The sequence below is a fragment of the Chamaesiphon sp. OTE_8_metabat_110 genome (genome assembly GCF_031382685.1).
Taxonomy (GTDB): Bacteria; Cyanobacteriota; Cyanobacteriia; order Cyanobacteriales; family Chamaesiphonaceae; genus Chamaesiphon.
Map to the genome: position 1 here is coordinate 1 of NZ_JANMZA010000352.1, position 11,820 is coordinate 11,820.

Annotated in this window: 13 protein-coding genes; 5 read left to right on the forward strand and 8 right to left on the reverse strand. The window is 42.0% G+C overall.

All coding sequences use genetic code 11. The features are described from left to right. On the reverse strand, positions 1-313 hold a 313-nt coding region (locus RMO52_RS12875), incomplete at its 3' end, for a DNA cytosine methyltransferase (protein WP_310414755.1). A 97-nt stretch (positions 314-410) separates the two neighbouring features. Between RMO52_RS12875 and RMO52_RS12880 the strand changes: the two genes are divergently transcribed. From RMO52_RS12880 to RMO52_RS12895, 4 genes are all read left to right on the forward strand, one after another. Continuing rightward, positions 411-635, forward strand: coding sequence for a helix-turn-helix transcriptional regulator (locus tag RMO52_RS12880; protein ID WP_309742317.1), 225 nt, complete (start codon positions 411-413; stop codon positions 633-635). Between the two features lie 130 nt (positions 636-765). Further along, entirely contained in the window at positions 766-1,692 is a 927-nt protein-coding gene (locus RMO52_RS12885; protein WP_309742318.1) for a LysR substrate-binding domain-containing protein, read from the forward strand. Between the two features lie 292 nt (positions 1,693-1,984). Further along, entirely contained in the window at positions 1,985-3,319 is a 1,335-nt protein-coding gene (locus RMO52_RS12890) for a metallopeptidase TldD-related protein (protein WP_309742319.1), read from the forward strand. 96 nt (positions 3,320-3,415) lie between these two features. Beyond that, positions 3,416-4,285: an MBL fold metallo-hydrolase gene (locus tag RMO52_RS12895; protein WP_310414777.1), complete on the forward strand. Its 870-nt coding sequence runs from the start codon at positions 3,416-3,418 to the stop codon at positions 4,283-4,285. Here the strand turns inward: RMO52_RS12895 and dndC are convergent. From dndC to RMO52_RS12930, 7 genes are all read right to left on the reverse strand, one after another. Beyond that, positions 4,282-5,817: a DNA phosphorothioation system sulfurtransferase DndC gene (gene dndC, locus RMO52_RS12900; RefSeq protein WP_310414758.1), complete on the reverse strand. Its 1,536-nt coding sequence runs from the start codon at positions 5,815-5,817 to the stop codon at positions 4,282-4,284. The genes RMO52_RS12895 and dndC overlap by 4 nt on opposite strands. Before the next feature lie 24 nt (positions 5,818-5,841). Then, positions 5,842-8,241, reverse strand: a complete 2,400-nt coding sequence (locus RMO52_RS12905) for a DUF262 domain-containing protein (RefSeq protein WP_310414761.1) — start codon at positions 8,239-8,241, stop codon at positions 5,842-5,844. Positions 8,242-8,717: 476 nt separating this feature from the next. Then, entirely contained in the window at positions 8,718-9,056 is a 339-nt protein-coding gene (locus tag RMO52_RS12910) for a type II toxin-antitoxin system PemK/MazF family toxin (protein WP_310414764.1), read from the reverse strand. Beyond that, positions 9,050-9,289: an AbrB/MazE/SpoVT family DNA-binding domain-containing protein gene (locus RMO52_RS12915; protein ID WP_310414767.1), complete on the reverse strand. Its 240-nt coding sequence runs from the start codon at positions 9,287-9,289 to the stop codon at positions 9,050-9,052. The genes RMO52_RS12910 and RMO52_RS12915 overlap by 7 nt, the downstream gene beginning before the upstream one ends. Positions 9,290-9,387: 98 nt before the next feature. After that, complete coding sequence (locus RMO52_RS12920; RefSeq protein WP_310414771.1) at positions 9,388-9,858, reverse strand: RES family NAD+ phosphorylase; 471 nt, start codon at positions 9,856-9,858, stop codon at positions 9,388-9,390. Then, positions 9,855-10,124 (reverse strand): MbcA/ParS/Xre antitoxin family protein, encoded by a 270-nt coding sequence (locus RMO52_RS12925; RefSeq protein WP_310414774.1) that lies wholly within the window; start codon positions 10,122-10,124, stop codon positions 9,855-9,857. Before RMO52_RS12925 ends, RMO52_RS12920 begins: the two co-directional genes overlap by 4 nt. A gap of 74 nt (positions 10,125-10,198) precedes the next feature. Further along, on the reverse strand, positions 10,199-11,101 hold the full coding sequence (locus RMO52_RS12930; protein ID WP_309742325.1) for a shikimate dehydrogenase: 903 nt from the start codon (positions 11,099-11,101) through the stop codon (positions 10,199-10,201). A 191-nt stretch (positions 11,102-11,292) separates the two neighbouring features. Between RMO52_RS12930 and RMO52_RS12935 the strand changes: the two genes are divergently transcribed. After that, positions 11,293-11,766 (forward strand): Dps family protein, encoded by a 474-nt coding sequence (locus RMO52_RS12935; RefSeq protein ID WP_396134970.1) that lies wholly within the window; start codon positions 11,293-11,295, stop codon positions 11,764-11,766. The last annotated feature ends 54 nt before the right edge of the window (positions 11,767-11,820 follow it).

Genomic DNA, 11,820 nt, shown 5'->3' on the forward strand with positions numbered 1-11,820 from the left:
CTCTATTCTTGCCACCAACTGAAAAATCTGGACAAGGTGGCCCAGCGATAAACCCGATCGGAGAACCGTCCTTTTTTGCGTCAATTAATAAATCTCTAAACTTCGCTGCCTTCTCTGGTTCAAGTAAAGTAGCCGCACTACACAGATCGTACCCATATTCTGGCTGTGATAATTTCATCTGACTCCGCGAGTACTGATAGCCACCTAAAAATGATGGTTCGATCTCATTAACATAGGCAATGTCAAAGCCAGCCATTTCAAAGCCTAGATCGAGGAAGCCAATACCAGCAAAGAACGAGAAAATTTTCATCATCTGCCTAATGAAGGAGGTTATGAGTTAAGATTATTACAAATTAGTTTAGGGTATATCAAGTTATTTTATCTAAATTAATTTGTGATCGAGTATGGGATTGACCGATTCTCACTCTGAGAGGCTACGCCAACGCATCGTCAGTCTCCGCAAACAGCACAATCTATCTCAAAGGGATATCGCTTACGCATTGGGAATAACAGACCAGACGGTAAGTAACTGGGAACAAGGACGCAGTGAACCTAGATTGACAATTAGACAGGTAGTTTTGCTATGTCGTATTTTAGACTGTTCTTTGACCGATCTCGACGATGGCGAAGATTAATCAAAATCCTAACCGCTAGCCTCGGCAGATATGCTAAATTTGTCGGATGGTTCCAAGCTAAGATAGCTTGATGAAGTCGAACCGATCGCCAGTTACAGCTCGATGGATTGTCAATTATTAATTAACTTAGATGCGTCAATCTACACTCCATCAATTAAAAGTATTTGAAACTGTTGCGAGATTAACTAGTATTACTCGGGCAGCAGAGGAGTTATCTTTGACGCAACCAACCGTGTCGATGCAAATCAAGCAGCTCACTCAAAACATTGGCATCCCGCTATTCGAGCAAATCGGTAAAAAGCTCTATCTCACCCAAGCCGGACAGGAATTATTAATTACCTGTCGCGAAATTTTTAATGAATTGTCTCGGTTTGAGATGAAAATTACCGACTTTCAAGGTTTGAAGCAGGGTAAACTCAAACTGGCAACGATCACTACTACTAAATATTTTATGCCGCGCGCGATCGCGCCTTTTTGTCAACTCTATCCTGGCGTAGACGTTGCCTTAGAAATCACCAATCACGAACGGGTGCTAGAGCGATTGAGTGAAAATCTGGACGATCTTTATATTATTAGTAAAATTCCCGATCGCTTAGATGTGGTGTTACATCCATTTTTAGAAAATCCCTTAGTAGTCATCGCCCCCAAAACCCATCCCCTCGCTCAAGAAAAAAATATCCCGATTTCCAAGTTACAAAACGAACCATTCATCATGCGCGAACGTGGCTCGGGTACCCGCGATGCTGTCGAACAGCTCCTAACTAAGCATGGGGTATCGGTAAAAGTACGGCTGGAATTAGGCGGCAATGAAGCAATCAAACAAGCAATTGGTGTAGGTTTAGGGATTTCGGTACTATCCCAACATACCTTTACACACGAAGCGGCGCTATCTGGCTTGACAATTTTGGATGTTCAACATTTCCCGATCGAGCGTCATTGGTATATTATCTATCCTGATAATAAGCAATTGTCCATTGTTGCCAGTACTTTCTTTGATTTTCTCCAGCAGGAGTCACAAGCGATCGCCAATAAGATGCACGAGATAATCGGCAAATGAGTACTAGATTTATATTGCCAAATTAAGAATATTTGCTATGATTTTATCCTAGACTGATATCTGAGATCGCGATCGAAGTACTACTCTATTTTTAATGAGATTGAAATTAAACTTCAGTTGATGTCCTAAGTGAAGTTAATTAACTTCTTGTCTAAATAATTTACCATTCAAGTCTCGATCTGCCAACAATTGCCAATAATATTTATATACTTGAGAATATATACTTCTCAACTCAGTCTTTAACTTAAGAATTGAGCGATCGAGAGCCGATCCACTTACTAAATGAATTGCTGTGATAGATCGATTAGAAGCTAGTTTCGACCGGGTATTGGCAGGCTTAATCCAGAGCCTCCAGGCAGACGAACAATTTACATTACGCTTGCAGGGTGAGGTCAGTCAATTTACTCGCTTCAATCATGCCAAGGTGCGCCAGACAGGCATCGTCACCGATGGGAGTCTCCAACTAAAGTTGATTGCCCAGCAGCGGAGTAGTTCGGTAGAGTTCCCCTTTACTGGCGACTCAGAAATCGATCTGGCCCAAGCTCGTGCCGCGTTGGCATCGCTGCGTTTAGAAGTGCCGCAGTTACCCATCGATCCTTATTTAGTATTGCCCACGGGGACGGCTACCAGTCATGAGGTACATGCTGGGACACTATTGCCAGATGCCGAAGTAGTAACTACTTTGTTGCCAGTGGTAGCAAATCTGGACTTCACGGGTTTATATGCTGGCGGAGTGGTGATGCGCGGTTATGCCGATAGCAGCGGGCAAAAACACTGGTTTGCTACCCAGTCATATACACTCGATTACTCGCTATTTACCAGTACCGGGCAAGCTGTCAAAGGTACTTTAGCTGGCAGTCACTGGGATGATGCGGTTTACCAAGCGAAAATTACCGAGTCTAAGAATCAACTCACTCGGTTAGAGCAACCATTAAAAACGATCGAGCGGGGCAAATATCGTACCTACCTAGCTCCAGCGGCGACTGCCGACCTGTTAGGGATGCTGTCTTGGGGAGGAATTAGCGAGGCGGCTTTGCAGCAGGGTAGAAGCTGTTTTGGCGCACTGCAACGCGGCGAACAATCGCTCTCATCCCAATTGACGATTTCGGAAAATTTCCAACGGGGATTGGTACCGCGATTTAACGAACTGGGCGAAATTGCCCCAGCGAACCTGACGCTGATCGATCGAGGTAAATTGGCAAATACCCTCGTTAATGCTCGTACCGCTAAAGAATATCAAAAACCCGCCAATGGCGCAAATCGCGGCGAATCCCTCCGCTCGGCAGAGATCGGCATCGGAGATCTCCACCCAGAGCAGATCTTAGCAAGTTTAGATACAGGATTATACTTATCCAATCTCCATTATCTCAATTGGAGCGATCGACCGACTGGTCGAGTAACTGGGATGACTCGCTATGCCTGTTTCTGGGTCGAACGGGGCGAGATCGTTGCGCCGATCGCCAATTTACGCTTTGATGAGAGTCTCTACCGTTGTTGGGGCGATAACCTCATGGCATTGACAAACAGCGTGGAATTTATTCCCGATGTCGATACATACAGTCGTCGGCAACTCGGCGGTAGCTGGGTACCTGGATTACTAGTCGAGGATTTTACCTATACACTCTGAGCCAAAGCCGCAATTTTTGGCAGCTCACGAGCGAACCTCCTTTTTGTGGGCATAATAACTTATGTCCCGACGATCGCTAAGCTACCAACCGATCCCATGTCCACACCAGAAGACCAATTTATCATTCATTTCTGGGGCGTACGCGGCAGTATTGCTTGTCCGGGAACCGCCACAGTCAAGTACGGCGGGAATACGCCCTGCGTGGAAATGTTAGTCGGTGGCTATCGGCTAATTTTTGACGCGGGAACCGGGATTCACGTCCTCGGGCAATCCTTACTCAGTCATCTTCCCGTCAGCGGACATCTATTTTTTTCCCATTCCCATTGGGATCACATTCAGGGATTTCCGTTCTTTTCCCCCGCATTCATGGAGGGAAATGAATTTGATATTTACGGCGGTGTAATTCCCCACGGCGTGACGATCGAACACCGATTGCACGATCAGATGAATCAGCCCAATTTTCCCGTACCATTACAGGTAATGGGGGCAAATTTACGGTTTCACAATCTCGACTATAACGACGAGATAAAATTGGGCGATGTGACTATCGCCACAGGCATGTTAAACCATCCCGGCGGCGCAATGGGATATCGCGTGAGCTGGAGAGATTATGCTGTGGCTTATATTACCGATACCGAGCATTTTCCAGACAGACTCGATCGCAATATCTTAGCATTAGCCGCTGGTGCCGATGTTTTAATTTATGATTCGATGTATACCGATGCCGAGTACCATCATCCCCAAACTAGTAAAGTCGGCTGGGGACATTCGACATGGCAAGAAGGTGTCAAAATTGCCCGAGCTGCTAATGTCAAACAGCTAGTTATTTTTCATCACGATCCCAATCATAATGATGAATTTATGGACTCGATCGAGGTAGAATCACAACAGACTTTTGCTGGATCGATCGTCGCCCGTGAAGGGATGAAAATCTTAGTTACTGATAAAGTATCGATCGCTAATTAGTCATCCTCATCATTTTTAAACTTCATTTGCGCCCAAGTTAATTGCTTGACCTTATCAACATTACCCTGACTTGCCGCCTCCTTAAGATCGCGCTTTTCATGTGCGATCGCAATTGCCTCTTCTTTCGATCGCGAACTACTATCAAAACACTTTTCGAGGTTTTCAAAAACTCCGCGCCGCGATTTGGTTGCATGTTGGCGTTCGGTATCGAGTAATTTTGCCATCAATTCCAGGTGCATAGCATCATCACTACAGATTTCTTCCAAAATCGACCACTCATCCCCACCTAATAATTTCTTTTCTTGAATACGATTATCTTGAAAAGTCTTGCCCATTACCTCCTCATAAATTCGGGGTAAACTGTCATCAAACTCATGCTTTTCCTCTAACCAAATTCGTCTGATTTCGCCTAACTCTTCATCAGTAATCAGCGTAATATCCTGCATATCTAGCGGTGCAGTTTGTCGAATTTGTACCTGCGCCTCCAGTACCCGCCGCAACCAATGTTCGCGCCAAAACTTAGTATATGGCCCTGGGATTGGCACTACTTCAGTTACTTCTTTATCTTCTTTAGACTTACGCTCGAATAGTTCGACCTTACCATAGATCCGCCGAAAATCTCGCTTGTCGCGATCGTCATGAATATCCAATTCATTGCGAATATCTAATAATGGCTGCAACCATTCTTTGTCTTCATCATTCTGAATCATTGCCTCCATCGATTTATCTTTGCTCACGAGCGTACACACCCAGCAGCCAAAGCGAGAATCGCCACAGCTAGGGGTAGATGTATCGACGACTAAGGGACATTCATTATCGGCAGTCGCACCTCGATAGAGAGTAAATAAATCTTGATTATTCCCACCCCAAGGATTCTTAAATTGCATCAGATACATCCACACCTCATCAGTGCGCCAATCCTCGATCGGAGTATAAACAAGAGAATTAATTAAACTAGGTCTAGGACTTAATCGATCCCGTACCCGACCTTTTTCGTGCTTTTCCATAACAGTGGCACGCTTATTACTTTCAGCTTTACGCATACCCAAAACTAGTATTACCTCTCCGCAGGTATGAACGGCATTGCGAATGAAACGGTTAGCTGGATTAATTTTTAGGCGTTCAGTACACCATCGAAATCTCATCCTTGGCGCAGGATAACCTTTACCAATTAAATTAGGCCAAAACCGTTCTTTAAGTTCTGGGTAGAGTAAATGAGCTTGAATTGGCATCTGTTGTTGTTGAGCAGCAGTTTTCAACTGTTCGATCGATCTATTCACCCAAACAGAGACAATTGGATTTTCTACTAATGTATCTGTCGTAATTACATGAATTGGCTTGGTACGTTGTTCTACAGGAAGTTGAGCAATTGCATTCCAAATCAATTGAAGAATACAGCTACTATCTTTACCCCATGATACTCCTAAGACCCAAGGTATTCGATCGAGACAATATAGTTCCTGAATTTCCTCGCTAAGTCTTTCTATTTCTGACACTAGTTCAGGTACGCTGCGATTCTCTAGCTCTAACATTTGAGTTGCTTATCCTAACTTAGATTAACTTTCTGGATTTTCTGCTAAGATACTTTGTCTTAATTTTTCAAATCTTTTTTCTAATAAAGCTTTTAATATCTTAGTTGCATTTTGTTTTTGATAGTCTTCAGAACCAAGTGAAATATTTTCATATTCACATTCGACTGATTCTATAGATAGTAAATGATGATGCAAAAAATCAATGCTATCTTTATTTCCTTTTATAGCAGACTCTAATTCTAATTTCTGAAATGACGGGTTATCTGACCAGTAGCGGTTAGCTTTGGCAGATATCCAGGAATAATTTAGGGGAGAATTAATGGGATGGTCTCCATTCCGGTCTACCTGTTCACCTGTAAACTTATACCATGAATTGACAGCATATAAGTGGTCTGCTTGCAGATCTGTTCTCCCAACATGTAGGCATTCTCCACGCTCTAATTCATGACTACCATTAGTTTTATCTCGATACTTGAAATCTGACAGTCCATTTTTAATGGAAAAGGACAGGATAGCCATACCCATAGTTTTATTATGAGCTGCTATTAGAGCTTCTTTATTTGAGTAGCCATCTACGTCACATATCATCTCAAACCGATTGCCTAATTTACCTTTCGATCCTAATATTTTTAGTTCGGTAAAACCTCTGTCTGTAGACTCATCATCGCTAAGATCGGAAATATCTGACCATTTAATTACTGGTTTTGATATGTATGCCATCAATCGAGGAATATCAGCTAATATGCGCTTATCTATAGAAGAATGTGCTTTCTGATAAGCACCTCCAAATAGAGATCCCCAGTACCACCACTGAATCTTCCTTACCACTGTCCCAGTAGGATCTTTTGATATGTTATTCCATACAGCGTCGCTTAGTACACATGCTAGTACTAAATCCATCTGTCTGTATGGGAGATTCGATAGCTTAGAAATGCCCAATCTTGCTTTCATGAAAAAATATGCACGTAACAATTGTTTGGCGGCTTGCTCCTGTATGGCTTGGACATTTTGTGGGGACAAGTTCAGTATTATCTTGTCTGAGTATCCCCAATCCTTTAATTCAATAATTGAGATAGCAGCCTTTTTTATGTCCTTTATATTATTACTGTCTAGTAGATTATTTCTGACTGACCAATCATCTCCGAGAGCATGAGATAACTTGGCATGTAGTGATATCGTTTGAGCAAAAGATCTAGCAATAGATTCTGGAAACTTACTCCCACGATCCACTTGCTGTGTTGCTTCTATATTCTTCTCTCCAAGAAAATATCCAATATTCCAAAAGCTGTCTATACCTTCACCTCTAGCAGCTTCTGGAATCAGATTTATGTGCTTTTTAAAATCCTTTGTACTTTCAGCGCAAGCACTCCTCATTATATCTCTTAAACTAGAATCTTTAGTCGTTGTTTTCGCGACTAATAAATCAAAAGTTTCTAACTCAACACCTCCCATATTAATAACAGAAAAAATACCAGACAGGCGATTGAACTCTTTAGAAGGAACCTCTAATACTGGAACTTGAAATCTAATAATATCAGTCAATAACTCTTGAAGTTTAGCTCTCCAGCTTAAAAAGTTACGTCTAAGCTTTTTCCACTGTTCATCATACTGAGTTTTCTCTATTTCACCATTACTATATGTTTGTTTAAGGCTCTTGCCTTCAAAAGTTTGAGCAATAATAATATCCTGTCTTTCATCAAACAAGTCTATTAAAAATTTTGTAGGATCAAATTCAATTGATTTATCATTCTCGTTCTCAATGTATAGTTTGTCCATTGGCAGATACACACCATCTTCCAATCCAGATTGGTTTTGCAGCTCTCTTACTATACACAAATCTGCCAATTCTGATTCAGATCTACCATGGTAAAATAAACTAGTCCTATCATTTTTCTTGTATTTTAAAAATACAAAAGCTTCGCAAACATCTTCATGCTGCATTTCGCGAACGTTCAGCCATTTTAATTCTTGCAGCCCTAATTTGTTAAGATTCAAAAACCATCTCAGCCTGTAATTTCTATTTAGTTCACTACCTGCAAAATGATATGTCGTACCAAGTATTAAATCTAAAGCCGTTAATCTTTGCTGACCATCTAGAAGGTATTCACATTGGTAAGCATTCCCTGTCTGTAAATATTCCGTTGCTTTGAGACCTTTTACGTCATCTTGCGTCAAGCCTACTTTCTTTAACAAGATATCTTGTAATGCCTTGTCTGAAATAGACATTGGATTATTTATAGACATCATCTTACTATCTGCTTCTGTTCCAATTAAAGCCTGACCGACAGGATACTCTAGTAAAATTGATGCTATGAGTGATTGCCACCGTTCTGGATTCCACACGAATGGGCGCTGAAAATTAGGTAATAACAAATCACCTTGTCGTAATGCGTAGAGTAGTTGCCCAAGGGTTCTAGTCGTCATGAATATTTATATGAGGATCGATATGTACTATTAAGGGGCTAACACATATATAATTATTATGTAACTTAATTAAGCTACACAGCAATCAATTTTAAAAAACTAAGGTAAATGACAGCTTTGAAAGTTATGTTATCAATTTACATCGTTTGTCCTGCTGTGTTATTATACCAAATGTACTATTCTAACAGTTTAGCTATGAAGTGCTAAAAGTGTAAAAAATATTAACTATTATCGAAGGTGCTTACTTAAATAGTCCAATCGAGCTAAATAGCTTGCTAACCAATACTACAAATTAAGCCGAGGTAGTCATAAATTTTGTCAATCGATCTGGCGGAGCGGGAGAGCGACAGAGCTAGTAAGATGGGCAGTGCCCGCCATCTAAATTCCAGACTTTTAGAGTACTATAAATGTTTGCGTCTACCTACTAATATAGTAATGCCAAAATTGTGTCCGCACTGCGGACACAATTAAGATAGCTAGCCTATCATTACGTGTAATTTAGAGATCGATTCCTCTAATGTCTCTGCTGGTAAAGACTCTACATACTTAGCCTGCCGCTCTACCCAGTCAATAGTTTTAACTTGAAATATCAAAATTACCCCACTAGTTATTAATCCTGAAGGTAAAAGCACCTCTAGCGGAAAACCTTTGACTTTGCTGGTAATCGGACAAACTAATGCTAGTTGGGTAGATTGATTAAACTCCTTCGATGTCACAATTAGAGCGGGACGAAAGCCAGCTTGTTCTCTGCCTAGTGTCGGATTGAAATTAAGTTTGACGATATCACCCTTGGCGGGGATGTATTTATCTACCATATCTCCTTACCAACAGACTCACCCCAATCATATTCACCACCAATTAGTTCGGGCGTAACGCCAACTAGCAAGTCCTCAAGTTGATACTTTCTCTTGACGGGTGAGATCACAATTGTGTTATTGACTACTTCGACATTTACTTCTGTACCAACAGTCAAACCAATCTCGTTTGCTACAGGCTGAGGAATTCTCACTCCCAAGCTATTACCCCACTTATTGACGATCGCAGTCATATCAATATTTTAGTTTATCCTTTGTATATCCTAGCCTGTAGGAATATCCTTGTAAACCGATGTGAGTTGTCGCAACGCGAACATCGATGATGTCAAGTTTATTTCCACATGCTTGCATCAAAATTAAAAGGCTGTGGACGATCGATAATTAATCGATCGAATTGTGGGTGGAATGGGTTGATGAGACAATTGAACTCTTGGGGGACAATTGCTGACGGTACCGCTAAGATTGGAGTTCTTACGGAATCAATCCATTCGTCGCCAAGCGCCTGTAATAAAGATTTGGAACTAGATAAATACCAATCTGATGGTAGCCTGTCAGCACTCATGTATTCGACATCGAGGTTGTCTGGAATTTCTACTTTGATAGCTACGAAAAAATCTTGTTCTACGGTGGGTACATTGAGATGAACAAATACTTCTAAAATAGCTAGAGATAGATTTTCGGCAGTATATACCATCCGCTTACCTTTAGAATTCCACCGCCCACCTACTATACTTGCACCCTCGCCACTAAAAGCACTTTCTGCAAATGTAGCTTCACAAATTCTCCAGATAATCTTAATCACATGTATACACCGTGTCTGATGGCATTTACCAAATCGATTACCTGTTCTAATCCGGCTGCGCTATCTAATAGCGCAGCCGGAGCAATGCCATCTAAGGCGGGATTCTTTTCTATCAGCCAACTTTCAACTGTATCGCTATCGCCAAAGACATCTAGAGCATGAATTTTGGCTTGCCGTAAATAAATTTCCGCTTGATATTTGCTAATCTCTGTCTCCAGTTGAGATTTAATAGCACTAATATCTGCTGTAATAGTAGCTTCAGACATATATTTAAATCTACTTGAGTAGTTAGGTTGAATCTTATTTTCAATTAATTATAACTCTAAACAGTTAGGCATAATTAAGACCGACTATCTAAATGTTCGATTAGAGTTTGGCGCATAATGTCTACAGGAGCTGGCTGTTGAAACCATAATTCAAAAGCAATGGCTCCCTGTTGAACTAACATTTCCGTACCATCGATCGAGACTAATCCAGCGGCTTGTACTAGTTGGAGAAACCGAGTCGGGCGGGGTGTATAAATCAGATCGTAAGCGATCGAATTAGCACCGATTGTTTGGAAAAATTCAGCACCGATCGGACTATTTTCGATGTGGGGAGACATCCCGATCGGCGTACAATTAATAATTAATAAATCATCGCGATCGCTAATAGTTGCTAACTCATCCCACAGACAAGTCTCGATCTTTACAGGTGTGTGAATGTCGCAATTACTAACTCTAAGTTCGATCTGTTGCCAACTCGACTTGAACTCTTCAAGTTTAGCGGCATCTCTACCAAATACCTGAATCTTACCGCAGCCTAACTGATGGCATCCTGCGACTACCGCGCGAGCTGCGCCCCCATTTCCCAAGACTACTGCCGTTGTCTGTCCCCAGTCTCGTGCTAGTGCCATGAGCGGGCTGATAAATCCAGCTACGTCAGTATTTGTACCCTGCCAGCCAGCGGGGGTATGCCAAATCGTATTTACGGCACCTACGGCTTGTGCCAACGGGGTAACATGCACCAAGAGGGGCATAATCGCTTGCTTGTGCGGAATGGTGACGCTACAGCCGATGACACCGATGCTGGCAAAGCCATCTAAGGCAGCGGCTAGATGAGCTGGCTGGACGCAAAATGGCACGTAGCAGTTATCTAGACCTAGCTTGGCGATTGCCGCATTATGAATCAGCGGCGAGAGGGTATGCGAGATTGGATTGCCGATGACACCTAATAACTTTGTAGCACCAGTAATTTTGGGCATTGCTCGAACTAGTAAAAACGCTACTTTCTAGATTAACTCAAGCTTGTAGGTAAAGTGTTAGCAGCGAGCGGAGATTGCGCTTGGCAAATGAGTAGAGCGCATACTGAGTCAACGCGATCGCCAGTCTAGATAAAATTGCGAGTAGAATAGTAAGTAGGGATTGGTAAATATTTTCAGGAGCACCAGCAACAATGATGCAAGTAGATATCGGAATCGATGCAGATACTCGCGAGGAAATCGCGGGTGGGTTGTCTCGACTATTAGCAGATACTTATACTTTGTACTTGAAAACTCACTACTTTCATTGGAATGTTACGGGGCCAATGTTTCAAACTCTCCACTTGATGTTTGAAACTCAATATAACGAACTAGCTTTAGCAGTAGATCTGATTGCCGAGCGGATTCGGGCATTAGGATTTCCCGCACCTGGTAGCTATAGTGAATATGCCAAACTCAGCTCTATTCCCGAAACAACCAGTGTACCTAAAGCCACGGAGATGATTAAACTTCTGGTTGAAGGACAAGAAGCAGTTTGTCGGACGGCTCGATCGATTTATGCTAGTGCCGAAAAAGCTAGCGACGAACCGACAGCCGATCTCCTCACCCAACGGTTACAATTACATGAAAAAACTGCTTGGATGCTAAGAAGTTTGTTAGATAGTTAAGTAATTATCGCCAACCTGCTTCGCAAATAGGTAGGGGTAATTCATGAATTACCC

What these genes read in the sequence shown, in the direction of transcription:
- RMO52_RS12885 (WP_309742318.1), top strand. Translation starts at nt 766, where the DNA reads ATGCGTCAATCTACACTCCATCAATTAAAAGTATTTGAAACTGTTGCG.
- RMO52_RS12895 (WP_310414777.1), top strand. Translation starts at nt 3,416, where the DNA reads ATGTCCACACCAGAAGACCAATTTATCATTCATTTCTGGGGCGTACGC.
- dndC (WP_310414758.1), bottom strand. Translation starts at nt 5,817, where the DNA reads ATGTTAGAGCTAGAGAATCGCAGCGTACCTGAACTAGTGTCAGAAATA.
- RMO52_RS12905 (WP_310414761.1), bottom strand. Translation starts at nt 8,241, where the DNA reads ATGACGACTAGAACCCTTGGGCAACTACTCTACGCATTACGACAAGGT.
- RMO52_RS12910 (WP_310414764.1), bottom strand. Translation starts at nt 9,056, where the DNA reads ATGGTAGATAAATACATCCCCGCCAAGGGTGATATCGTCAAACTTAAT.
- RMO52_RS12915 (WP_310414767.1), bottom strand. Translation starts at nt 9,289, where the DNA reads ATGACTGCGATCGTCAATAAGTGGGGTAATAGCTTGGGAGTGAGAATT.
- RMO52_RS12925 (WP_310414774.1), bottom strand. Translation starts at nt 10,124, where the DNA reads ATGTCTGAAGCTACTATTACAGCAGATATTAGTGCTATTAAATCTCAA.
- RMO52_RS12930 (WP_309742325.1), bottom strand. Translation starts at nt 11,101, where the DNA reads ATGCCCAAAATTACTGGTGCTACAAAGTTATTAGGTGTCATCGGCAAT.
- RMO52_RS12935 (WP_396134970.1), top strand. Translation starts at nt 11,293, where the DNA reads ATGATGCAAGTAGATATCGGAATCGATGCAGATACTCGCGAGGAAATC.